This is a genomic window from Sphingomonas flavalba, from assembly GCF_047553045.1.
GTDB lineage: Bacteria > Pseudomonadota > Alphaproteobacteria > Sphingomonadales > Sphingomonadaceae > Sphingomonas_L > Sphingomonas_L flavalba_A.
Window position 1 is genome coordinate 2,583,514 of the sequence record NZ_CP180208.1, and the last position, 22,630, is coordinate 2,606,143.

At 68.9% G+C, this 22,630-nt stretch carries 19 protein-coding genes and 1 tRNA gene; 8 read left to right on the forward strand and 12 right to left on the reverse strand.

Annotation, left to right across the window (positions count from 1 at the left end):
• Positions 1-39: 39 nt before the first annotated feature.
• From ACMT1E_RS12345 to ACMT1E_RS12360, 4 genes are all read right to left on the reverse strand, one after another.
• Positions 40-927: an acyl-CoA thioesterase gene (locus ACMT1E_RS12345; RefSeq protein ID WP_414900599.1), complete on the reverse strand. Its 888-nt coding sequence runs from the start codon at positions 925-927 to the stop codon at positions 40-42.
• The gene (locus ACMT1E_RS12350; RefSeq protein WP_414900600.1) at positions 920-2,155 is read right to left on the reverse strand and encodes a serine hydrolase domain-containing protein; all 1,236 of its coding nucleotides are present in this window, start codon (positions 2,153-2,155) and stop codon (positions 920-922) included. Before ACMT1E_RS12350 ends, ACMT1E_RS12345 begins: the two co-directional genes overlap by 8 nt.
• 99 nt (positions 2,156-2,254) lie before the next feature.
• Positions 2,255-2,509, reverse strand: coding sequence for a DUF3297 family protein (locus tag ACMT1E_RS12355; protein WP_414900602.1), 255 nt, complete (start codon positions 2,507-2,509; stop codon positions 2,255-2,257).
• Positions 2,510-2,569: 60 nt separating this feature from the next.
• Entirely contained in the window at positions 2,570-3,025 is a 456-nt protein-coding gene (locus ACMT1E_RS12360; RefSeq protein ID WP_414900603.1) for an RrF2 family transcriptional regulator, read from the reverse strand.
• Positions 3,026-3,257: 232 nt separating this feature from the next.
• Here ACMT1E_RS12360 and ACMT1E_RS12365 point away from each other — a divergent pair, with 232 nt between their 5' ends.
• The 3 genes from ACMT1E_RS12365 to ACMT1E_RS12375 are packed head-to-tail and all read left to right on the forward strand — an operon-like array spanning position 3,258 to position 4,347.
• On the forward strand, positions 3,258-3,557 hold the full coding sequence (locus tag ACMT1E_RS12365; RefSeq protein ID WP_414900604.1) for a DUF1971 domain-containing protein: 300 nt from the start codon (positions 3,258-3,260) through the stop codon (positions 3,555-3,557).
• Entirely contained in the window at positions 3,557-3,844 is a 288-nt protein-coding gene (locus tag ACMT1E_RS12370) for a hypothetical protein (RefSeq protein ID WP_414900605.1), read from the forward strand. The genes ACMT1E_RS12365 and ACMT1E_RS12370 overlap by 1 nt, the downstream gene beginning before the upstream one ends.
• A 23-nt stretch (positions 3,845-3,867) precedes the next feature.
• Positions 3,868-4,347, forward strand: coding sequence for a hypothetical protein (locus tag ACMT1E_RS12375; protein ID WP_414900606.1), 480 nt, complete (start codon positions 3,868-3,870; stop codon positions 4,345-4,347).
• A 29-nt stretch (positions 4,348-4,376) separates the two neighbouring features.
• On the opposite strand, the gene ACMT1E_RS12380 is transcribed toward ACMT1E_RS12375, so the two are convergent.
• Entirely contained in the window at positions 4,377-5,633 is a 1,257-nt protein-coding gene (locus ACMT1E_RS12380) for a cysteine desulfurase-like protein (protein ID WP_414900608.1), read from the reverse strand.
• Positions 5,634-5,777: 144 nt separating this feature from the next.
• Between ACMT1E_RS12380 and ACMT1E_RS12385 the strand changes: the two genes are divergently transcribed.
• A complete protein-coding gene (locus ACMT1E_RS12385; protein WP_414900609.1) occupies positions 5,778-6,464 on the forward strand; it encodes a TetR/AcrR family transcriptional regulator in 687 nt (228 codons plus the stop codon).
• A 53-nt stretch (positions 6,465-6,517) separates the two neighbouring features.
• Here ACMT1E_RS12385 and dgcA read toward each other — a convergent pair whose 3' ends face one another.
• The 3 genes from dgcA to ACMT1E_RS12400 all read right to left on the reverse strand — a co-directional run bounded on the left by dgcA (position 6,518) and on the right by ACMT1E_RS12400 (position 9,247).
• Positions 6,518-7,534 (reverse strand): N-acetyl-D-Glu racemase DgcA, encoded by a 1,017-nt coding sequence (dgcA, locus tag ACMT1E_RS12390; RefSeq protein WP_414900611.1) that lies wholly within the window; start codon positions 7,532-7,534, stop codon positions 6,518-6,520.
• Positions 7,535-7,712: 178 nt separating this feature from the next.
• Positions 7,713-8,372, reverse strand: coding sequence for a M24 family metallopeptidase (locus tag ACMT1E_RS12395; protein ID WP_414900612.1), 660 nt, complete (start codon positions 8,370-8,372; stop codon positions 7,713-7,715).
• Positions 8,369-9,247, reverse strand: coding sequence for a MurR/RpiR family transcriptional regulator (locus ACMT1E_RS12400; protein WP_414900614.1), 879 nt, complete (start codon positions 9,245-9,247; stop codon positions 8,369-8,371). The genes ACMT1E_RS12395 and ACMT1E_RS12400 overlap by 4 nt, the downstream gene beginning before the upstream one ends.
• A gap of 424 nt (positions 9,248-9,671) precedes the next feature.
• On the opposite strand from ACMT1E_RS12400, the gene ACMT1E_RS12405 reads away from it, so the two are divergent.
• Positions 9,672-10,874, forward strand: coding sequence for an aspartate aminotransferase family protein (locus ACMT1E_RS12405; protein ID WP_414900615.1), 1,203 nt, complete (start codon positions 9,672-9,674; stop codon positions 10,872-10,874).
• 48 nt (positions 10,875-10,922) lie between these two features.
• On the opposite strand, the gene ACMT1E_RS12410 is transcribed toward ACMT1E_RS12405, so the two are convergent.
• The 3 genes from ACMT1E_RS12410 to ACMT1E_RS12420 form a co-directional block, all read right to left on the reverse strand.
• On the reverse strand, positions 10,923-11,933 hold the full coding sequence (locus tag ACMT1E_RS12410; protein WP_414900616.1) for a DUF1611 domain-containing protein: 1,011 nt from the start codon (positions 11,931-11,933) through the stop codon (positions 10,923-10,925).
• Positions 11,934-11,945: 12 nt separating this feature from the next.
• Positions 11,946-13,466, reverse strand: coding sequence for an N-acyl-D-amino-acid deacylase family protein (locus ACMT1E_RS12415; RefSeq protein WP_414900617.1), 1,521 nt, complete (start codon positions 13,464-13,466; stop codon positions 11,946-11,948).
• Between the two features lie 350 nt (positions 13,467-13,816).
• Positions 13,817-14,728 (reverse strand): LysR substrate-binding domain-containing protein, encoded by a 912-nt coding sequence (locus tag ACMT1E_RS12420; RefSeq protein ID WP_414900618.1) that lies wholly within the window; start codon positions 14,726-14,728, stop codon positions 13,817-13,819.
• 93 nt (positions 14,729-14,821) lie between these two features.
• On the opposite strand from ACMT1E_RS12420, the gene astD reads away from it, so the two are divergent.
• On the forward strand, positions 14,822-16,249 hold the full coding sequence (gene astD / locus ACMT1E_RS12425; protein ID WP_414900619.1) for a succinylglutamate-semialdehyde dehydrogenase: 1,428 nt from the start codon (positions 14,822-14,824) through the stop codon (positions 16,247-16,249).
• Between the two features lie 137 nt (positions 16,250-16,386).
• On the opposite strand, the gene ACMT1E_RS12430 is transcribed toward astD, so the two are convergent.
• Positions 16,387-16,462: transfer RNA gene (locus tag ACMT1E_RS12430), tRNA-Thr, on the reverse strand.
• Positions 16,463-16,596: 134 nt separating this feature from the next.
• Between ACMT1E_RS12430 and ACMT1E_RS12435 the strand changes: the two genes are divergently transcribed.
• Both ACMT1E_RS12435 and ACMT1E_RS12440 read left to right on the forward strand, forming a co-directional pair.
• Complete coding sequence (locus tag ACMT1E_RS12435) at positions 16,597-17,877, forward strand: hypothetical protein (RefSeq protein WP_414900621.1); 1,281 nt, start codon at positions 16,597-16,599, stop codon at positions 17,875-17,877.
• 81 nt (positions 17,878-17,958) lie between these two features.
• Positions 17,959-22,617, forward strand: a complete 4,659-nt coding sequence (locus tag ACMT1E_RS12440) for an NAD-glutamate dehydrogenase (protein ID WP_414900623.1) — start codon at positions 17,959-17,961, stop codon at positions 22,615-22,617.
• Positions 22,618-22,630: the final 13 nt, after the last annotated feature.

Below are 22,630 nucleotides of genomic sequence, written 5' to 3' on the forward strand. Positions count from 1 at the left end.
TCGCCGCCACCCGCTCCCGCCCGCCAGGCCCGCCTCCGCCTAACTGCGCTGGCGGATCAGTCCTTCCTGCGCGACGCTGGCGATCAGCCGCCCGTCACGAGTGAACAGCGCACCGCGGTTGAACCCGCGTCCGCCGCCGGCCCACGGGCTGTCCGTCGTGTAGAGCAGCCAGTCGTCGACACGGAAATCGTCGTGCAGCCACAACGCGTGGTCCAGGCTTGCGGTCTGCATGCTGGCGTCGAGCCAGCTGACGCCGTGCGGCCGCATCGACGTGCCGAGCAGGAACATATCCGACATATAGGCCAGCATCGCGCGGTGCAGTGCCGGATCGTCGCCGACCGGGGCAACGGCGCGCAGCCAGATCTGCTGGGCAGGCGGCTCCTTCTCGCCGGTCATCCAGCCATGGCCGCCGACCGAACGCATCTCGAACGGGCGCGCGCGCGGAAAGATCAGCCGCCATTTCTCCGACAGGCGCGGCGCGAAGGCGCGGCGCAATTCCATTTCATCGGGCAGTTCCTCCGGCGGCGGGACAGCGGGCATCTCCGCCTGGTGGGCCAGCCCCGGCTCGCGCTTCTGGAACGACGCGGCCAGCGACAGGATCGGCTGGCCGTGCTGGAAGGCGATGACCCGGCGGGTGGAAAAGCTGCCGCCGTCATGGTCACGCCTGACACGGTAGATGATCGGCTGCTCCTCGTCCCCCGGCCGCATGAAATAGGCATGGAGCGAATGAGCCACCCGTTCCGGCGGCGTGGCATGGGTCGCGGCGACCAGCGCCTGCGCGATCACCTGCCCCCCGAAAACCCGGCCGACGCCGTCCGGCTTCTGCGGCCCGCGATACAGGTCGGTGTCGATCCGTTCGACGTCGAGCAACGCGGTCAGCGCCGCGATCAGGCTCGCCGGATCGGCAGGGGTTTCCGTGTCAGCCACGGCGCGTCTCGGTCAGCGCGGCATAGAGCATTGTCTTGATCTGGCGGCGGATCGGCCAGGTGCTGGACGGGCTGAGCTGGGCCATGAAGATCATGATGATACGCTCCACAGGATCGACGAAGAAGGCGGTCGAAAACATGCCGCCCCAATAAAAATCGCCGATCGATCCGGGCAGCATCACCGCCGCCAGATCAGTTGTTACCGCAAAGCCGAGGCCGAAGCCGATGCCGGCGTTGGTCGCCTCGCTAAACAGCGATTTCGACATCGACGCAATGTCGCTGCCGCCGGGCAGGTGGTTGATCGTCATCAGCTCGATCGTCTTCGGCGCCAGGATGCGCACGCCGTCCAGCGTTCCCTTGTCGAGCAGCATCCGGCAGAAGCGGTGATAGTCGGCGGCGCTCGACACCAGCCCGCCGCCGCCCGAAAGCTGGGTCGGCGGCCGGCGCCAGGCGCTGGTCTGCGCCGCATCATACAGCACCATGCCCTTGCCCGGTGCCATCGCATAGCAATCGGTCAGCCGGCCAATCTTCGCGTCCGGCACGACGAAACCGGTGTCCTCCATGCCGAGCGGGGCGAAGATGCGGTCGCGGAACACCGTGTCGAGCGGCGTATCGGTCAGCCGCTGGATGACGACGCCAAGGATGTCGGTCGACACCGAATAATTCCACTCGTCGCCCGGCGAGAATTCGAGCGGGATATCGGCGAGCAGCCGAACGACGGCATCCAGGTCGTGCGGCCCGTACCACTCCTCCAGTTTGGTCGCGCGATAGGCGGCGTCGATATTGCCGCGATACTGGAAACTATAGGTCAGGCCGGATGTGTGGCGCAGCAGGTCGACCATCAGCATCGGCCGGGCCGGCGGCCGGGTGACGAACGGCGCGCCGCCACCACCGCCGGCGCGGACGGCCAGGTCCTTCCATTCCGGGATCACCGTCGCCACCGGGTCGTCAAGCGCGACGCGCCCCTCCTCGATCAGCTGCATGAACGCGACGGAGGTAATCGGCTTGGTCATCGACGCGATGCGGAACAGCGCGTCGTCGGTCATCGGGCGGCCGTCTTCGCCCATCACCCCGCGGGTCGAGAAATGGACCGGCGCGCCGTCGCGGCTGACAAGGAACTGGGTGCCCCTGAACCGGCCGGTCTCGACGTAGCGGTCGGCGATGAACCGATCGATCCGGTCCAGCCGCTCCGCGTCGAAGCCTTGTCGTGCCGGGTCAACCGTCTTCATCCGTCCGCGCTCCTGCCGTCCAGTCGGGCATATCGCCGCGCGGCCGCCGCGATCAACCGATAGTCGACGGACAAAGGAGGCGCCCGGTTTCCGCCCGCCTTACGCGTCGTCGCCCGCCGGAGTCTCGAATCGCGGCTCGACCGGGCCGGACAGCTTGATGGTCAGCGGCCGGCCGTAACGGTCCATCTTCTTGCCAAGGGCAACGCGAACCCAGCCTTCGCTGACGCAATACTCCTCGACGTCGCGGCGTTCATTGCCCTTGAAACGGATGCCGATGCCGCGGGTCAGCGCTTCGGCGTCGTAGAACGGGCTGGACGGATCGTTGCTCAGGCGGTCGGGCGGGGTATCGGTCATCCCCGCCCGATAGCGGCAACCGCCCGCCCCCGCCAGCCCGGATTTGCGCGGCGGCCCGACTCAGTGCAGTCCGCCGCCCAGCGCCGCGCCCGCCTCGCCGGCCGGGTGGAACAGGCCGCGCAGCGCATCACGCTGGCCCAACAGGTCGGCCAGCGTATACCGGTCGAACACCGCAAGGAATGCGGCCAGCGCCTCGCCCACCACCGGGGTCAGCCCGCAGGCGGGGGCGATCACGCAATTCTCGCAATCGGTCAGGGTAAAGCCTTCCTCGGTGTGGCGGATGACCTCGCCGATGCGGATCGCCTCCGGCGGGCGCGCCAGCCGGATGCCGCCGCCGCGCCCGCGCACGCTGGCGACATACCCGGCCTTGCCCAGGTCGTGGACGACCTTCATCAGGTGGTTCTGCGAAATGTCGTAGGCGTGCGCTATCTCCGCGATCGACGCCAGCCGGTCGGGGTCGGTGCCCAGGTGCATCAGCACGCGCACCGCATAGTCGGTATAGCGCGTCAGTCGCATCGTTCCTCCATCACGCCTCCGGCCGCCCGGCCCGCAATTTTAACATGCATGTCCATTGCATGTTTCCGGCGACTGGGATAGATGCATCCTTGATACATGTTTTGGACGCGACGATGACCGACCGGGTCGCAATCGACGAAGGACAGCACCGCTCGACCGGCATCGCCCGGCCCGTGCCGCTCCCGCGCTCCGCCCCCGCCCACACACCCTGTCCTCTGCAAAAGGCCTGATGATGAGCGCACCTGTTCCCTACCGCTCGACGCCGGTTTTCGACGAAAACACCCTGCCCGACGCCTTGCGGCGCCAGCATCGTACCAAGCCCGGTGTTTGGGGCGTCGTCCGCATGCTCGACGGGGCGATCACCCTGTCCTTCGCCAATGGCCGGCCGACGGAGCGCCTGTCGCCCGGCCGCCCCGGCCTGCTGTACCCCGACGATCCGCACTGGGTGACCCTCGACGGGCCGATGCGGATGCAGGTGGATTTCTACGACCGCCCGCCGGAGCTTCCCGCTCATGATGAGGAGACCCAATGATGATCAGCAAACCCGCAGGCGCGAGGGAAACCGCGGCGCGGCTCAGCTTCGTCAAGCTGATGCGCTACACCGTCGTCGCCGCCGTCGCGATGGTGGCGATGGCGCTGTTCTACCTGTGGCTGGTCGCCCCGCTCAACGGCACGATCGTCGTCGCCACCACCCTCGGCGTGTTCTTCTCGGTCGTGCTCGGCGGCGGGCTGATGGCGATCGGCTTCCTCAGTTCCAACAGCGGCCATGACGAACGCGCCGGCGCCCGCACTCGCGGCGTCGAAGAAGGCCGCGACTGACCGCCCGGAAAGGCTGTTTTCCGATGCTTGAACTCGCCATCGCCCGCATGCTTCACCTGCTCGCCATCATCCACTGGATCGGCGGGGTGGCGATGGCGACGCTGGTCGTCCTGCCCGGCGTCGCCCGGCTGCCCGACCCGGCGGAACGGATGGCGCGGTTCGAGGCGGTCGAATCCCGCTTCGCCCCGCAGGCGCGGCTGTCGATCGTCATCGTCGGCCTGACCGGCTTCTACATGACCTGGCGGATGGACGCGTGGTACCGCTTCTCGGAACCGGGCTACTGGTGGATGCATGCGATGGTCTGCGTATGGCTGCTGTTCGTGCTGCTGCTGTTCGTGGGGGAACCGCTGTTCCTCCACCGCTGGTTCCACAAGCGGGCGGCGGCCGATTCCGACCGTGCCTTCGCCTTCGCGATCCGCGCCCACCAACTGCTGCTCGCCGCCGCGCTGGTCACCATCGCCGGTGCCGTCCTCGGCGCCCACGGCGTGCTGCTGTTCACCTGAAGCCGGGGGCCGCAAGGGCCCCTCCGCCCCTACCTCCCGACCAGCGCCGCCAGCGCCGCGTCGAACCGCTCGACCTCCGCCATGCTGTTGTAATGGAGCAGCGACGCGCGGACCATGCCGCTGTCCATCGCCAGGCCAAGTCGCGCCATCAGCCGCGGCGCGTACATATGCCCGTCGCGAATGCCGATGCCGGCCGCCGCCATGTGGCGGGTGACGGCGGCGGGGGCGATACCGGGCAGGTTGAAGCTCAGCGTCGGCACCCGCAAGGCGATCATCTCCGGGTCGGCAATGCCGTAGACGGTGGCGCCGTGGCGCTGGAGCACGCCCAGCATCGCGCGTGAAAGCTGCTGTTCGTACCCACGCACCGCCTCCATCGCGCGGACCAACCGGGCACGCGGAGCTGCCGGCGCCGCCGGCCCCGGCAGCATGTCGGCCAGCGCTTCCAGATAGGCGACGGCGGCGGCCATGCCGGCGACATTCTCATAAATGAACGTCCCCGCCTCGATCTTGTAGGGCGGCGCGTCGGGGATGAAATCCTCGCGAAAGGTCGGCAGGGCGACCAGCTTGTCGCGCTTGCCCCACAGAAAGCCCATATGCGGGGAAAAGGCCTTGTAGCCGGAACAGACCAGATAGTCGCAATCCCACGCCTGCACGTCAATCGGCAGGTGCGGGGTCAGGTGGACGCAGTCGAGGAACATCTCCGCCCCCACCGCATGGGCGGCGCGCGCCACCGCCGCGATGTCGACGATCGAGCCGAGCGCGTGCGACACTGCGGTGCAGGCAACCAGCCGCGTCCGTTCCGACAACAGCGGCAGCAGGTCCTCGACATGCAACCGCCCGTCGGCGCGCATCGGCCAGACGGTGATAGTCGCGCCCATCGGCGCCAGCGCGCTCCAGGTCGCGACATTGGCGTCATGGTCCATGTCGGTGACGATGATCTCGCTGCGCTCCGGCCGCAAAGTCTGGCCGATCGCCAGGCTGACAATGCGGATGAACGACGTGGCGTTCATGCCGAACGCGATCTCGTCCGGGTCGGTGGCATTGACCAGCAACGCCACCTTCTCCCGGCCAAGGGCGATCGTCTCGTCAACGGCGATGCTCGCCGGATAGCGGCCGCCACGCTGGACGTTGCGCTCGGTCAGATGGGCGGTCACCGCATCGATCACGCCGCGCGGCGCCTGCGACCCGGCGGCATTGTCGAAATAGACGAACGGGTCGGGGCGAAACAGCGCCGGAAACTGCACACGCGCCGCCGCAACCGGAAACGGGCCGGACCTTGCCGTCATCGGGTATCAACTCCTTGCTGGTTCCCACGCAGCATGGCCGCCGCTATGCCCGACCGAAAGCGGAGGATTAGGGCGATGGGCCTAACAGCATCCCGGGCGCAGGCCGGCGGTTGCGGGAACGCGGGCTGGCGGGGCTGATCGCGCATGCCCCCCCGCGACACCAGAAGCCTTATCCTCGAAACCGCGATCGCGCTGTTCAACCGGCTCGGCACGGCCGGCGTTTCGACCAACCGGATCGCGGCGGAGTGCGGGATCAGCAAGGGCAATCTGAATTATCACTACCGCACCCGGCGAGAGATCATTCTCGACATCTTTTCGCTGATGCGGGACGAGATTCACGGCCACTGGGCGCATGACGACCGGACGCCGACGATGGCTCATATGCGCTTCATGTTCCTGCGCCAGATGGGCATGGTCCGCCGCTATCGCTTCTTCTACCATGATCTTGTCGGCATCCTGAACGACGATCCGCTGCTCCAGGCGCGCTACAACGAACTGCGCGACCGGCGGATGGCGGCGCTGCGCCGCTTCATGCAGGCGCTCGCCAGTCAGGGCCTGATCGCCCTTCCCGCCGAAGAAGAGGCGCTCGACTGCTTCCTGACCAGCACCTGGGTGCTGTCGGAACACTGGATCAACTACGTCGAAACCTTCGGCGGGGCGGTCGACGACGCGGCGGTCGCGCGGGGCTATGCGGTGCTGATCAACCTCGTCCGCCCCTATCTGACTCCCGCCGGCCTCCACGCCCTCGCCGCCGCCGAACAGGCGGGCGGCGCGCCGGACACACTGGCAAATTCCACAAACGGCACAGAAACGGACCAGCAGACGCCATAGGCGTCCCGCCGGCCTCATCGCCGGCGCCGCGTCGCAGGCATATTCGGCAATGCTCAGCCCCACAGCGCCGGTTCCGGGGGGTAGACCAGTCCGTCGGCGTAGCGCATCGGCGGCGACCGGTCCCAGCCGACGAGCAACGGGCCGTCGAGGTCGACGAACCGGGCGCGCTGGGCCACCAGATGCGCCGGTGCCATCGCCAGCGACGTGCCGGTCATGCAGCCGACCATGACGCCCAGCCCCGCCGCCTCCGCCGCATCGGCAAGCGCCAGCGCCTCGGTCAGTCCGCCGGTTTTGTCCAGCTTGATGTTGATATAGGCGTAACGCCCGATCACCGCCGGCAACGAACCACGGTCAAGGCAGCTTTCATCGGCGCACAGCGGCACCGGGCTGGCGTAATCGGCCAGCGCCGCGTCGCGGCCCGGCGCCAGCGGCTGCTCGATCAGCGCCACGCCCAGCCCCGCCAACGCCGGCGCCATGTGCCGCAGCACCGCCATCGTCCAGCCGCCATTGGCGTCGACGATCAGTTCCGCCTCCGGCCGCGCCCGGCGCACCGCGGCAACGCGCTCCAGGTCGCGGGCGCTGTCATCGCCGCCCAGCTTGATCTTCAGCCGGGACCACGCCGCCATCCGCCGCGCCTTCTCCGCCATCGCGCCGGGCGCGTCGATGCCCAGGGTGAACACGGTGGGCAGCGCCGCGCTGGCCGGCCGGCCGGCAAGCGCATGGACCGGGCGGCCCCGCCGCTTCGCCTCCAGGTCCCACAGCGCGCAGTCCAGCGCGTTGCGTATCGGTCCGGCGTCCAGCAGCGTAGCCAGCGCGGCGCGGTCCATGCCCTCGGCGATCCGGCCGGACAGTGCCCATAGCTGCGCCATCGCCCGGTCGCGTTCGGCGGGGTCGCTTTCGTGCGGCTCGCATTCGCCCCGGCCGACATGACCGCCGGCCGCGATCTCGGCGACGACGACCTGGCTGTGATGGAACGCCATCCGCGCAATTCGGAACGGCTCACGCAGCGGCAGATTTTCCGCGAACACATGCAACGCCGGGGTGTCTGCGGGGGCCGATCGATTGAACATCGCACTTCCGTCTGCTGGCGGATCGCCCATGGAATAAAAAAGACTTCTATTCTTTAAAGCAATTTTTCTAACACTCTTACGGCCTTATCGCTTCCGCGCAAGGAATGTCGGTTGATCCCGCCACATCAGACGGTCGGCGCACGATTGCCGTCAGTCGTTCCGTCCCGCCCGCCGACGCTCAATCCAGCAACAGGTCCTCGTAAAACGCGCCGAACCGGCGTTCGGGATGGCGGATGTGCATTTCCAGCACCCAGGCGCGGGCCACAGGATAGAAGCCGGCGTCCTTCAACCCGCCGCGGTGGATCAGCGCATGGGGGAAATCGGACAGGCGGTGCCCGCCCAGTTCAAGGTTCAGCCGCCAGCCCATCGCGGCGGCCCGCGCTTCGGCAAAGGCATAAAGCGCCTGGCCGGTCGCGCGGTGCTCGCGCCAATGCGCGGCGGTGGCATCGAACAAGACGCGCACGTCGTCGCGGGCGCGGGCCATGTCGGGGTCCCGCCCGGTGACGAAGGTGTCGCCGGCATCGCCTTCCCATTTCCGCCAGACCGGCCCGATGTCGACGATGAAGATGTCATCGGCCCCCAGCCGGATGCCCGCTTGCGACGGCTCGCCGTAGAATCTCAGCGTGTTGCTGCCGAAACGGACGTAGATGCCGTGCCAGCCGCGCAGCAGCCCGCCCGCCTTCAACACCGAGCGGGCGACGCGATCGGCATCGGCTTCGTCCATGCCGACTTCGATGCGCGCGGCGATATCGGCGACTGCCTGGCGGGTGCGGGCACGCGCCTCCATCATCCCAGCCCAGTCGTAATGCGGGCCGTTCGCCTCCTCCGGCCGGGTCACGCGCCGCCGCCGCGATGCCGGCCGGTGCGGACGAAGCCGGTGAATTCGTCGTACAGTTTGCTGACCCGCTCCAGCCGCTGCTCGACATCGCGACCGCCGCCATGGCCGACCACGTCGTTGACCAGCAGGTTGACCAGCGCGACCATCGGCACCGACGACTGCCAGAACAGCGCGCCGTCGCTGTCGGCGGTGAGCACGGCAGAGGTCAGGCGCGGCGCCCAGTCGCACAGCGTGTCGGTGATGATCACCAGCGGCAACCCGATGTCGCGCGCCTTTTCCGCCAGCAGGCGCGACTGGCTGGAATAGCGGCGGATGTCGACGATGATCAGGCAGCGATCCGCCGGATCGTCGAGCAGCACGTCGGCGAAATGGCCGGATGCCCCGTCGACCAGCGTGACGCCCGGCCGCACATATTGCAGGTTGTGGGCAAGGATGGCGGCGACGCCGCGCTCGGTCTGGAAACCGACGACATCGATCTGGCGAGCTTCGGCGATCGTCGCCACCGCCTGCGCCCACATCGTATTCTGCGAACGCTCATAGACGGCGATCATCAGTTCGATTTCACGCTCCAGCGTCTTGCGCCGCGTGTCGCTGTCGCTGAATGCCGACAGGAATTCCTGGAAATCGGCACCCTGCAGCCAGGGCAGGTTGGCGGATGCGCGCAACTGCTCCTTCAACGCGCGAAAATGCTTGAACCCCAGCATGCGGCAGAAGCGGCCAACCGTCACCGCGCTGATCCCCAGCCGCGCGGCAATCGACGCGGCGGTCTCGAACGGAATCAGTTCGCGATTGTTGAGCAGGAAAAGCGCGATCTGCCGCTCCGCCGCCGTGTAGCGCGCATTCTCCGCCTCAAGCCGTGCGAAAAGGTCCAGCATCCGATCCCTGCCTCACTACATTCTATCCGCAGCGTTATGAATGTAACAGTCGACAACCCCGCCACCTGACGATGCCTAGGGGAAGAGAGGCAAGCGCAAAAGACATATCGCGCCGGGCCGGGCCCGCCCGCGATGGGGCAGCACGTGCCGCTTTCTCGCCCCCCAGCCGCTGTCGGGGCGGACCGGCACGCATCCTCCCCATATTCCAAAACGGAAAGAATAGCTGCCGAACCGTTGATGGCTTTGCCGCCATGCCCGGCCCATCCTCGGCCTGATGAACGAAAGGGGCGGCGATGACGGCAGACGGAGAAGCGGGGTCGGGCGGGCGGCATTGGCCGGCACCGCGCGCCCGCCGGGCGCCCCGCCGCCTCGCGCGCGCTGCGTCGCTGTGTATTGCCACCCTGAAAACCAAGGATGATCGCCGATGACCATTTCGCCGCTGCTGCCCGTCTATAACCGCGCCGAACCCGTTTTCACCCATGGCGAGGGGGCATGGATCTTCGCCGACGACGGTCGCCGCTTCCTCGATTGCGTTGCCGGCATTGCCACCAACGGGCTCGGCCACGCCCACCCCCGGCTGGTTGCCGCGCTGACCGAGCAGGCCGGCAAGCTTTGGCACATCTCCAACATCTTCCGCATTCCCGGGCAGGAAAGGCTGGCGGAAAAAATCACTGCCGCCACCTTCGCCGACACCGTGTTCTTCGCCAACAGCGGGGCGGAGGCGATCGAGTGCGCACTGAAGATGGCGCGCAAATATCACGCGGCGAAGGGGCACCCGGAACGGATCGACATCATCGGCTTCGCCGGCTCGTTCCACGGGCGCAGCTATGCCGCGGTCAACGCTTCGGGCAACGCCACCTATCTGGACGGCTTCGGCCCGCGCCTGCCCGGTTACGTCCAGCTGAACGTCGATGCCATGCCCGCCCTGCTCGCGGCGATCGCGGCGCCGACCACCGCCGCCGTCATCGTAGAGCCGGTGCAGGGCGAAGGCGGCGCGCGGGCGCTGTCCGGCGAATGGCTGCAGACCGTCCGCCGCGCCTGCACGGAAGCCGGCGCGCTGCTGATCTATGACGAGGTCCAGTCGGGCATGGGCCGCACCGGCAAGCTGTTCGCGCACCAGTGGTTCGACGATGCCGCGCCGGACATCATGGCGATCGCCAAGGCGCTGGGCGGCGGCTTCCCGGTCGGCGCCTGCGCCGCCAGTGAGCAAGCGGCGAGCGGCATGGGGGTCAGCGCCCACGGCTCCACCTTCGGCGGCAATCCGCTGGCCATGGCGGTGGCGAACGAGGCGTTCGACCTGATCGCCGCGCCCGGCTTCCTCGACAACACGCTGGCGGTCGCTGCCCTGCTGCGCGCCGGGCTGGAAGATCTCGCCCGCCGCTACCCGCAGCTTATCGTCGACGTGCGCGGCAAGGGCATGCTGATCGGCGTCAAGCTGACCGGCAACAACCGCGAATTCATGGCGATGGCGCGCGAGAAGCTGCTGCTGGTCGCCGGCGGCGGCGACAATTGCGTCCGCCTGCTGCCGCCGCTGAACCTCAGCGAAGCGGAAGCGGACGAGGCGCTCGCCCGCTTCGCGGCGACGCTCGATCTCGCCGGCGAACGCTGGGCCAAGCAAGCCGCCTGATCCGGCACGGCCCCGGCACCGCGCTCAGGCGGGCCGGGGTCGCCCGCCTCACCCCCCGAACTCAGCGACGATACGGTCGACAATCGCATCCGCGCCCCAGCGCAGCGGGTCGCAGGCGGGCAGGCCCAGCTCGTCCTCCGCGCGCTTCAGCGCATCGCGCGCCGCCGCCGCGCTGAGCAGCGACGTGTTGAGGCCGATGCCGACGCCGCGCGCCGCCGGGTTGGTCAGCCGCGCCGCCGCGACATGCACGTCGAGCGCGTCGCGCAACGACGGGCAGGCGAAACCCCCCTCATACCCCTGCAATTCCGCCCGCCCCGCTTCGTGGCAGACGACGATCGCGTCCGGCTGGCTACCGTGGACAAGGCCCAGCGTCACCCCGGCATAGGCGGGGTGAAGCAGCGCGCCCTGCCCCTCAATCACATGCCAATGGCGCGGGTCGGCGGCCGGCGACAGCCATTCCGCCGCCCCGGAGATAAAGTCGGCGACGACCGAATCGATCGCGACGCCGCGCCCGGTGATCATGATGCCGGTCTGGCCGGTCGGGCAGAAGGTGGCGGCCATGCCGCGATCGGCCATCACCCGCGTCAGGCTGAGCGCGGTGTATTTCTTGCCGACCGCGCAATCGGTGCCGACGGTCAGCAGCCGCTTGCCCGGCCGCTTCTTGCCGGTGCCCGGCGCAAAGCGGCGGTCGGGGTGGCGCAGATCGTGCAACGTCCGCCCCGCCGCACGCGCGGCGGCGGCAATGTCCGGCCGGTCGGCCAGCCGCTCGTGCAGGCCGGCGGCCAGATCCAGCCCGGTCTCCAACGCCGCGACCAGATGCGGCACCCACGCATCGGCAATGAAGCCGCCGTCATTGGCGATGCCGACGACCAGCGTCTGCACCCCGGCCGCCTTCGCCGCCGCGAAATCCATGTCGGGCAGGCCAAGGTCGACGCGACACCCGCTGAGCCGAAACTGCCCGGCGCAGTCCTCCGGCCGCCACTGCGCCAGCCCGGACGCGGTCTTCGCCCAGCCGATATCGGGCGCATCGCCCAGGAACAGGAGAAAGGGTGGCTGCATTGCGTCGCCCTTTCAGTTCCGCGCCAGCGCCGGCGCCCGGCGAATGACCTGCCCCGGCATCGCCCCCGTCGCGACACCATCGCGCATCACCGCGACACCGTTGACCCAGACGGTGCGGATGCCGACCGGCGCGGCGCCCGGCTCGGCAAAGCTCGCGGTGTCGGCAATGGTCGCGGGATCGAACAGCACCAGATCCGCCGCCATGCCCGGCGCGATCCGCCCACGGTCGGCAAAGCCCATATGCTGGGCGGCAAGGCCGGTCATCTTGTGCACCGCCTGCTCAAGCGAAAGCTGGCCCCGCCCGCGCACCAGCCAGGCGAATATGCGCGGGAACGCTCCCGCCCCGCGCGGGTGCATGCTGTTCATCGCCCCGTCGGAACAGATATTGGCGTGGCGCCAGCCGATCAGCGTCGCGACATCCTCCTCCGCCATCGATCGCGCCATCACCCCGCTGCCCTCGCCCTTGGCGGCGGCTTCGCGGTTGAGGGCAAGGAATGCCTCCGCCGCCGATACGCCCCGCGCGCTGGCGACATCGGCGATGGTCCGGCCGACCAGCGAAGGATCGGGCGGGAAGCGCGACAGGATCATGTCCTCCGGCTTCGCCAGATGGTCGAGCGCGAACTGCGCCGCCTTCAGGTCGGTGAAATCCCGCGTCGGCAACAGCACGTCCAGGCCCGAATGCCACCAGGTATAGGGATAGACATCGGCGGTTACATCGATACCGGCGGCGCGCGCGGCGTCGAGCTTGAGCAGGATCGCAGCCGCCTCGCCCCACCGGTCGACCATCGCGATCTTCAGGTGGGATATCTGGACCGGCATCCCCGTCGCCCGGCCAATCGCGAGCAGCTCGTCGATCGCCTCGTCCAGCCCGACATCCTCGCTGCGCATATGGCTGATATAGCGGCCACCCCGCGCCGCCGCCGCCCGCGCCAGCGCCAGCACCTCGGCGCGGGTCGAATAGATCGCGGGGTCATATTCCAGCCCGGTCGACAGGCCGATCGCGCCGCTGTCCATCGCCTCGGCAACCAGCGCCACCATCCGCGCGATCTCATCCGGCCGCGCCGCCCGCTTCGCATCGCCGCCCATCACCGCCGCGCGCACGCTGCCATGGCCGACATAGGCGGCGATGTTGACCGCCGCCGGCGCCGCCGCGAACCGGTCGAACAGGGTCACGATCGGCACGGCGCTGAACCCGTCCTGCCCGGCGACGATCGTCGTCACCCCCTGCGCCGTCACCGGCGCCGCGTCGCGCTGCGCGTCCAGCCCGGCGTCGTGGTGACTGTGGGTGTCGATGAAACCGGGCGCGAGCACCAGTCCACCGGCGTCGACACGCGCGTCGCCGGGTGCCGCCCGGCATCGGCCGACACAGGCGATCCGCCCGTCGGCCGCCCGCACCGCGCCGGCACGGGCGGCGGCACCGCTGCCGTCGACGATCGCGGCGTTGGCGATGAACAGCCCGCCTGTCTCGCGGGCCAGCGCCGGCGGCGCCGCCAGCAGGAACGGCAGGGCACACCAGCCGATCACCTTGCGCATCACCCCTCCTGCATGATCGAGAATCAACTCTGCCTTTTTAATGTTAGATTTCTAACTGCGCCATTTCAACGATGCAAGCAGGGATCGCATCCGCCGCCCGCCGCCGCGCGGGGCGGCGAACCACGGCCTCCGACCGGCTCTGCAACGCCGCCGCCATCGCCGGCCAGATCGTGATCGAACCGCTCGGCGCGCCAAACAGCCGGCGGGGCACCCCGTCGACCTGCGCGGATCAAATACGGGCGCAGCACATCCCTGCACCGGCCAGCCTGTGCGCGTCATCCGATGCCGTCATGGCCGTTTGTCTGGTTGGCCGCCACGCGGCGCCTCGTTCCCGGCCGGTGCCCGTCGGCTCAACCGGCGTCGGGCCGCATCCGCGTTGCCTCCCCGACGATCCAGTCGCGCAGCAGGCGAAACAGCGGATAGCCCAGCCGGTCGTGCGGGTAGACCAGATAATAGGCCAGTCGGCTTTGCAGCGGCCGGTCCACCGGAATGACCAGCGCGCCGCTGGTCAGTTCCTGCTCGATCAGGAAACGCGGCATCATCGCCACCCCGCCGCCGGACACCGCCGCCTGCGCCAGCATCATGAAATGGTCGTACCGGCCGGACAGCTTGACCGATTCGGTTACCCCGTTCAGCGCGAACCACTCCGTCCAGGCCGATTGCCGCTGCGACTGGCCAAGCAACGGGCAGCCGATCAGGTCGCCCGCCTGCCGTATCGGGTGCGTCGCCAGGAATGCGGGCGCGCAGACCGGCACGGACTCTTCGGGAAACAGCAGGTCGTGCGCGGCGTTCTGCCAGTCGGGCCGGCCGTAATGGATCGCCGCGTCGAACCCGCTCGCCGCCAGTTCGAACTGCTCGATACGCGCGGCGATGTTGACCACCATTTCCGGGTGGGCGCTGGTCAGTTGCGGCAGGCGCGGCGCCAGCCAGCGCATGCCGAAACTCGGCAGCGTCGCGATCGTGAATTCTCCTTCGCGGCGCTTGGCCATCGCTTCGCCGGTCGCGCGGCGGATCGCGTCGATCGCCGGGCCAACGGCGGCGGCATAGGTCGCGCCCGCATCGGTCAGCACGATCCGCCGGCCGGACCGGCGGAACAACGGCTGGCCGACAATCTCTTCCAGCTGCGCGATCTGGCGGCTGACCGCGCTCTGGGTCAGCCCGGTTTCGCGCGCCGCCACCGACACGCTCTCGTGGCGCGCGGCAATGACGAAGCTTTGCAGCACGCCGATGGGGGGCAACAGGCGACGGCGCAGGTCACTCATTCCATAACCTCATAAGGAGTTGCCGCAATCTCGTTGGATATCCTGGGATCGTGACGGTTAGAAATGTGACATCATTGACCATGGAGCGCAATCGTGGGGGACCGTCTCAGATCGACCTGCCCGTCGGATGACAGTCTGGTATGGGAAGGCGCGGTGGACGATGCCGCGGCCTGCGCCGCCGCCGTTGCCCGCGCCCGCGCCGCCCAGCCCGGCTGGGCCGAAACCCCGCTCGACACGCGTATCGCGCTGGTCCGCCGCTTCGCCGAATGCGTCACCGCCAGGGCGGAGGCGCTCGCCACGCTGATCGCGCGCGAAACCGGCAAGCCGCTGTGGGAAACCCGAACGGAGGCGAACGGCGTCGCCGCCAAGGTCGCCGTCTCGATCGCCGCGCAGGCGGAACGCGCCGGCGAACGCCGCGCCGCCACCGCCTTCGGCGAAAGCGTGCTGCGCCACCGGCCGCATGGCGTGCTCGCCGTGCTCGGCCCGTTCAACTTCCCCGCCCATCTGCCCAGCGGCCACATCATTCCGGCGCTGCTCGCCGGCAATTGCGTGGTGTTCAAACCATCGGAACACACCCCCGCGGTCGGTGAAATGCTCGTCGCGCTGTGGCGGGAATCCGGCCTGCCGCATGGGGTGCTGGAACTGGTGCAGGGCGGACGGGAAACCGGCGCCGCGCTGGTCGACTGCCCGATCGACGGCCTGCTGTTCACCGGCTCGGCGCGGGCCGGGCTGCATTTCCAGCAACATTTCGCCACACGCGCCGGCTTCATGCTGGCGCTGGAGCTGGGCGGCAACAATCCGCTGATCGCATGGGACGGCGGCGCAGACTTCGCCGCCGCGACCATCGCCCAGTCGGCGTTCCTCACCGCCGGGCAGCGCTGCTCCTGCGCGCGGCGGCTGATCGTGCGGGACGATGCCGGCGGCCGGGCCATTGTCGACGCGGCGGTCGCCCTCGCCGGCCGGCTCCGCATCGGCCGCTGGAACGCCGAACCGCAGCCGTTCATGGGCTCGCTGATCTCGGCCGATGCAGCGGCGGGGATCGACCGCGCCGTCGACCGGCTGGTCGCGCAGGGCGGTCGGCTGCTGAGCCCGGCGCCCGGCGCCCTGCCCGGCCACGCCTTCCGCGCCCCGGCGGTCGTCGACATGACCGACGCGACCCGCGATGACACGGAAATTTTCGGGCCGGTCCTGCAACTGGTCCGGGTTGCGGGCTTCGACGACGCGATCGCGGCGGCCAATAACACCGCCTACGGCCTGTCGGCGGCGCTGCTCACCGCCGACGACACACTCTGGGGGCGCTTCCTCGCCCGGTCGCGCGCCGGGGTGGTCAACCGCAACCGGCCGACCAATGGCGCGGCATCCAACCTGCCGTTCGGTGGCACCGGCGCGTCGGGCAACCATCGTCCCAGCGCCTGGTACGCGGCGGACTATTGCGCCTATCCGGTCGCCAGCGCGGAAGCGGGCACCCTCGATACGACGGCCCCCGACCTCACCGCCTTCCTCGCTCCCGCCAGACCGTGATCGCGGCCACACCCCGTAGCTCCGTCCAACAGCGCCGCCGCACGGCGAAATGCTGCACCGCAGCATTCCAGGAATCATCGATGATGATCGCCCGATAACCTAGCTGTCATCCAGCCACTATCGCTGTCGAAAACCCGTGGTGCCGCTTAGAGGACTCGAACCTCTGACCCTCGCATTACGAATGCGATGCTCTACCAGCTGAGCTAAAGCGGCGCCGGACGGGTGGCAGCGCTTACCAGCGGGCAAGTGTGCTGGCAAGCGCAAGCCGCGCCACAAAGCTTCACCATTCATTTACCATGGAAGTGCACAATGGCCGCTTACGACGAGTAGGGATCGGAATGGATTCGATGCGCGGATTTGACCGGGATGCGGGCGACACGGCGACGATCGACGACGCCGCCGTCGAGGCTCCGCCGGCAATCGGCACCGACGAACGGCGCATGCATGTCCGCGCCTATAACTACTGGGTGTCACTGCTTGGCGGCCGGGCATACCCGGCGATCGAAGATCTCGACCCGTCGCAAATCGCCGACTTCGGCCCGAACAGCGTGTTGCTCGACTTCACCGGTGGCATCGAGAACCCGAAAGTCGCCTGGCTTGGCGCCGTGTTGCGCGAGGAGTGCGGCCTGGGTCAGCAGATCGCAAGCATCGCGGACGTACCGAGCCGTTCTCTGCTGTCGCGCCTGACCGATCATTACCTCCAGATCATCGCCAACCGCGCGCCGATCGGGTTCGAAGCGGAATTCGTCAACAGCCGCGGCCGCAACACCATGTACCGCGGCATCCTGATGCCGTTCTCCTCCGACGAGGATTCGATCGACTTCATCTACGGCGTGATCAACTGGAAGGAAGTCGTCGCTGAAAAAGCCAGCGAAGCACTGGCCGCCGAAATCGGACAGGCGCTTCGCCACGTACCGCGCGCGCCGCTGGGCAGTGACATTCCGGTATGGGCTGACGGGCCGCATGCCAGCCCGCTGCTTGGCGAGCCGATCGCCTATGATGCCGAAGCCGCCGAGCCTTCGGAACTCGACGACAGCTCCAGCATCTACGACTGGCTGGCGGCGGCCCGCGAATCCGCCGAATCGGCGCAGCATAGCGAACGCCGCAGCCGCGGCGCACTCTACACCGCGCTTGGCCTTGCCTTCGATTTCTCGCTGATCGCCGACGCGCGGCCGGAAGAATATGGCGAACTGCTAAAGGACAGCGGCATCGCCGCTCAGGCCCGCGCGCCGATGACCCCGATCGTCAAACTGGTATTCGGCATCAACCACGACAAGACACGGCTGACCGAATATGCGGCGGCGCTGTCCCACGGCCGGCGCCTCGGCATCGCCAGCGGCGGGCTGCCGGCGCTGCTCGACAATCACGCCGGCGGGTTGAAGGGCATCGTTCAGGCCGAACGCCGCTTACGCGCCCCTGCGGGCAAGCCCAATCGCGACGAAGAAGCGCGGACGACGTTGCGCAGCATTACGCCGTGCGCAACCGTTGCGCTCGACACAGGCGAAGCAGAATTCGTGGTCCTCGTCGCCCGTCGGGTGAGCGACGGAACCCTCGGAATTGTTGCGCCGATCGCGAGCGATGTCGCACTTATCGACCGCGCCATCAGGATTGCCGCCGCCGAGGCTTGAGGAAAGCCACAGCCCGGCGCATAGGCTCCCCATAGAAGCGAAATCCCCTGAAAACGGGGCGCAATTTGCAGGTGGAGACATATGGCGACGGTATCGCGGGATCGGCACGCATCGGCACAGGCCTTTGCGGTCAAGATCGGACAGGCACTGGTCAACGGCGCGCTTCCGGGTGAGCTTGACGGTTTCGACGAAGAGGCGCGCGCCGATGCCGCCAGTTTCGTGGCCGAGGCAGCCGCAACCCGCCCCACGAGCAAGGCGGTGGTCGCGATCGAATCCGTCGCGGCGGGGGAACGCCAACGCCACATGCGGCTGGCGATCGTCAACGACGACATGCCTTTCCTCGTCGATTCGGTCGCAGCAACGATTGGTGCGCAGGGCCTGGCGATCGACCGGCTGCTCCACCCCGTATTGAGCGTGCGGCGCGACAACGCCGGGCAGTTGACCTCCATTCTCGACGACGGCGCCGAAGGCGAACGCCGCGAGTCGATGATCTATGTCGAAGTGGAGCGCGCGGACGCAAAGGAGCGGCGGGCGCTGGTCGCGACGCTGGAGCGCAACCTGAACCATGTCCGCGCCGCCGTTGCCGACTGGCCGGCGATGCAGGTGGCGATGCGCGCCGATGCGGACCGGCTGCCGGACGGCGAGGGCGCGGCGCTACTGCGCTGGTTCCTTGACCGCCATTTCACCCAGCTCGCCCACGAAGTGCGCGACCGCAAGGGCGCCGTCAGCGCCCCGCTCGGCGTGTCGCGGGTCGACGATACGCCGCTGCTCGCGCCGTCGACGATCAACGATGCGTTCCGCTGGTTCGAGGAGGGCGGCGACGCGCCGCTGGCGGTCAAGTCCAACCAGATCGCGACCGTCCATCGCCACGTCCCGCTCGACGTGCTGGTCGTGCCGGTGCGCGAAGGCGGGCGGATCACCGCCCTGTCGCTCCACGCCGGCCTGTGGACGAGCAGCGCATTGAACGCCGCGCCGGAAAAGGTGCCGGTGCTGCGCGCCCGGCTGGCCGCGCTGCAGGAGAAATACCGGTTCGACCCGTCGGGCCATGCCGGCAAGGCACTCAGCCACGCGCTCGCCGCGCTGCCCCATGACCTGCTGATCGCGTTCGACCCGGCCGCGCTCGAAACCGTCGCGCTGACCTCCATGTCGCTGGCCGATCGCCCGCGCGCCCGGCTGGTCGGGGTGCCAAGCCCGCTCGGCCGCCACCTGTTCGCCTTCGTCTGGCTGCCGCGCGACGAATCGACCACCCAGCGCCGCACCGAGATCGGCGAGATGCTGACCCATGCGGCCAACGCGACGCTGCTCAACTGGTCGATGGCGATGGAGGAAGGCAGCCTGGCGCTGGTCCGCTACACGCTCGACCTGCGCGACGGCGGCACGCTGCCCGACATGGCGGTGCTCGACGCGCGGCTGGAACAGATGATGCGCGGCTGGGTGCCGGCGGTGGAGGCGGTGCTTGCCGAGGGCGGCGACCAGGGCCGCGCCGCGCGGCTGGCGTTGCGCTACGCCCCGGCCTTCCCGTCGCACTACCGCGCCGCATCCGGCCCGGCCGAGGCGGCGCAGGACATCACCCGCCTGCAGGGGCTGGGCGATTCGGCCGATCGCGACGCACGGCTGCTGGACGACACCAGCGCCGAAAGCCGGCTGCGGCTGAAGATCTACAACGGCAGCGGGTCGGTGCCGCTGTCCGACGCGGTGCCGGTGCTGGAGAATTTCGGCTTCCGCGTCATCGAGGAAATGCCGACCGCCCTCGACCATGGCGCGCTCGGCTATGTCCATGACTTCGTGCTCGACCTTGGCGGCGGCGCCAGCCAGGCGGCGCTGTTCGACCGCGCCGACGTGGTCGAGCAGGCGATCGCGGCAGTGCTGTCCGGCCGGGCAGAGAACGACGCATTCAACCGCCTGATCGTCTGCGCCGCGCTTGATCCGCGGGCGATCGTGCTGTTCCGCGCCTGGTTCCGCTACCTGCGCCAGACCGGCCTGTCCTATGGCCTGACCACGGTCGTCGACGCGCTGGCGCGGGCGCCGAAGGTTGCCGACGCGCTGATTGCGCTGTTCGACGCGCGCCACGATCCGGCGGCCGGCCGCAAGGGCGGCGACGCGGTCGATGCCGCGCAGGCCGCGCTTGAAGCCGGGCTGCGCGATGTCGCCGGCGCCGACGACGACCGCATCCTGCGCCTGCTGAAAGGCGTCGTCGCGGCGATCCTGCGCACCAACGCCTTCGCCCCCGGCGGGCGAGAGGCGCTGGCGTTCAAGTTCGACAGCGCGCTGGTCCCCGGCCTGCCGGCGCCGGTGCCGTGGCGTGAGATCTTCGTCTACAGCGCGCGGATCGAGGCGATCCACCTGCGCACCGGGCCGATCGCGCGCGGCGGGTTGCGCTGGTCCGACCGGCGCGACGATTTCCGCACCGAAGTGCTCGGCCTGATGAAGGCGCAGCGCGTCAAGAACGCTGTGATCGTGCCGACCGGCGCCAAGGGCGGCTTCTACGCCAAGCAGCTGCCGGACCCGTCCAACCGCGACGCCTGGCTGGAAGAAGGTAAGGAAAGCTACCGCATCTTCATCCGCGCATTGCTGTCGGTCACCGACAACATCGTCGGCGGCAAGGTGGTTCACCCCGAAAAGGTCGTCGCGCTCGACGGTGACGATCCCTATTTCGTCGTCGCCGCCGACAAGGGCACCGCCAGCTTCTCCGACGTCGCCAACGCGATCGCCGAGGAACGCAATTTCTGGCTGGGCGACGCCTTCGCCAGCGGCGGCAGCCACGGCTACGACCACAAGGGCATGGGCATCACCGCGCGCGGCGCGTGGATTTCCGTCCAGCGCCATTTCGCTGAACGCGGTGTCGACGTGCAGACCGATCCGGTCCGCGTCGTCGGCTGCGGCGACATGTCCGGCGACGTGTTCGGCAACGGCATGCTGCTGTCCAAGGCGATCAGGCTGGTCGCCGCCTTCGACCACCGCCATATCTTCCTAGACCCCAACCCCGATGCGGCGAAGAGCTGGACGGAACGCCAGCGGCTGTTCGATTTGCCGCGGTCAAGCTGGGCGGATTACGATGCGAAGCTGATCTCGGCCGGCGGCGGCGTCTACCCGCGCAGCGCCAAGACGGTGCCGCTGACCCCGGAGGTCCGCGCCCTGCTCGACGTCACCGACACGGAGATGGAGCCGACGGCGCTGATTTCCGCGATCCTGAAAAGCCCGGTCGACCTGCTGTGGTTCGGCGGCATCGGCACCTATGTGAAGGCCAAGGCGCAGGCCAATAGCGAGGTCGGCGATCCGGCCAACGACCGGCTGCGCGTCAATGGCGAGGACGTCCGCGCCACCGCGATCGGCGAAGGCGCCAACCTGGGCGTCACCCAGGCCGGCCGCATCGCCTATGCGTTGAAGGGCGGCCGCAACAACGCCGACTTCATCGACAATTCGGCCGGCGTCGACTGTTCCGACAACGAGGTCAACATCAAGATCGCGCTCAACCGCGAGGTCAAAGAAGGCCGGCTTGGCTTCGAGGACCGCAATACCTTCCTCGAAAGCATGACGGACGATGTCGCCGCGCTGGTGCTGGACGACAACCGGATGCAGACGCTCGCCCTGTCGATCGCCGAAAGCGGCGGCGCGGAGGCATTGCCGTCCTATGTCCGGCTGATCGAGATATTCGAGAGCGAGGGCCGGCTCGACCGCGTCGTCGAGGGGCTGGCGCCGAACGAGGAGCTGCTGCGCCGCGCCCAGGACAAGCGCGGCCTGACCCGGCCGGAACTGGCGGTGCTGCTCGCCACCGCCAAGCTGGCGCTGCAGGACGGCATCGAGCGGGGCACGATGGCCGCCGATCCGTCGCTGGCGTCGGAACTGCACGCCGCCTTCCCGGTGCCGATGCAGAAGCGGTTCGCCGCCGCGATCGACGCTCACCAGCTACGCGGCGAGATCATCGCCACCAAGGTCGCCAACCGCATCGTCAACCGCATGGGGCTGATCGTCCCGTTCGAGCTGGCGGAGGAGGAAGGCGCCTCGCTCGCCGATATCGCGACGGTGTTCATCACCGCCGAGCGGCTGTTCGGCATCCGCCAGATCTGGGCGGATATCGATGCAGCAACGATCGGCGAAGACGCCCGGCTGATGCTGCTTGACCAGGTGGCGGCGGCCATGCGTGCGCAGATGGCCGACCTGATCCGCACGATCCAGCCCGGCCAGCAGCCGAGCGACCTGGTTGCCCTGCTGGCGCCGGGGATCAAGCGACTCGACGCCAAGGTGGACGATATCCTGCGCGACGAAGGGCGCGGCGCCGCCCGCGCGATTGCCGATCGGCTGGCCGCCGCCGGCGCGCCGGCCCCGCTGGTCCAGCGCGTCACCCGCCTGTTCGAGCTGGACGGCGCCGTCGGCCTGGCCGCGCTCGGCGCGCGCAGCAAGGTCGACGAAACCGTGCTGGCCAGCGCGTTCACCGCGCTCGGCGCGGCGCTCGGCCTCGACTGGGCGCAGACCACCGCGATCCGCCTGCACCCGACCGACCCGTGGGAACGGCTGCTGACCGCCGGTCTGGCGCGCGATTTCCAGCAGATGCGGCTCGACTTCCTGGCGCGTGCCGGCGGCAAGGCGCCGGAGGCGAAGGTCGCCGCGTGGCTGGACGGCAATGCAGCGCGCGTCACGGCGTTCCGCGACGTCATCAAGCGTGCGCGCGGCGCCAGCGTGCCGAACGCCGCGATGCTGGCGCAGGTCGCCGGCCAGGCGCGGGTGCTGCTGTCGCACTGACAGGCTATGAAAA

Coding starts and splice junctions, on each gene's coding strand:
- ACMT1E_RS12415 (WP_414900617.1), bottom strand. CDS start 13,466: ATGCGCAAGGTGATCGGCTGGTGTGCCCTGCCGTTCCTGCTGGCGGCG.
- ACMT1E_RS12440 (WP_414900623.1), top strand. CDS start 17,959: ATGGCGACGGTATCGCGGGATCGGCACGCATCGGCACAGGCCTTTGCG.
- ACMT1E_RS12385 (WP_414900609.1), top strand. CDS start 5,778: ATGCCCCCCCGCGACACCAGAAGCCTTATCCTCGAAACCGCGATCGCG.
- ACMT1E_RS12360 (WP_414900603.1), bottom strand. CDS start 3,025: ATGCGACTGACGCGCTATACCGACTATGCGGTGCGCGTGCTGATGCAC.
- ACMT1E_RS12410 (WP_414900616.1), bottom strand. CDS start 11,933: ATGCAGCCACCCTTTCTCCTGTTCCTGGGCGATGCGCCCGATATCGGC.
- ACMT1E_RS12380 (WP_414900608.1), bottom strand. CDS start 5,633: ATGACGGCAAGGTCCGGCCCGTTTCCGGTTGCGGCGGCGCGTGTGCAG.
- ACMT1E_RS12420 (WP_414900618.1), bottom strand. CDS start 14,728: ATGAGTGACCTGCGCCGTCGCCTGTTGCCCCCCATCGGCGTGCTGCAA.
- ACMT1E_RS12405 (WP_414900615.1), top strand. CDS start 9,672: ATGACCATTTCGCCGCTGCTGCCCGTCTATAACCGCGCCGAACCCGTT.
- ACMT1E_RS12365 (WP_414900604.1), top strand. CDS start 3,258: ATGAGCGCACCTGTTCCCTACCGCTCGACGCCGGTTTTCGACGAAAAC.
- ACMT1E_RS12375 (WP_414900606.1), top strand. CDS start 3,868: ATGCTTGAACTCGCCATCGCCCGCATGCTTCACCTGCTCGCCATCATC.
- ACMT1E_RS12355 (WP_414900602.1), bottom strand. CDS start 2,509: ATGACCGATACCCCGCCCGACCGCCTGAGCAACGATCCGTCCAGCCCG.
- ACMT1E_RS12350 (WP_414900600.1), bottom strand. CDS start 2,155: ATGAAGACGGTTGACCCGGCACGACAAGGCTTCGACGCGGAGCGGCTG.
- ACMT1E_RS12435 (WP_414900621.1), top strand. CDS start 16,597: ATGCGCGGATTTGACCGGGATGCGGGCGACACGGCGACGATCGACGAC.
- dgcA (WP_414900611.1), bottom strand. CDS start 7,534: ATGTTCAATCGATCGGCCCCCGCAGACACCCCGGCGTTGCATGTGTTC.
- ACMT1E_RS12400 (WP_414900614.1), bottom strand. CDS start 9,247: ATGCTGGACCTTTTCGCACGGCTTGAGGCGGAGAATGCGCGCTACACG.
- ACMT1E_RS12370 (WP_414900605.1), top strand. CDS start 3,557: ATGATCAGCAAACCCGCAGGCGCGAGGGAAACCGCGGCGCGGCTCAGC.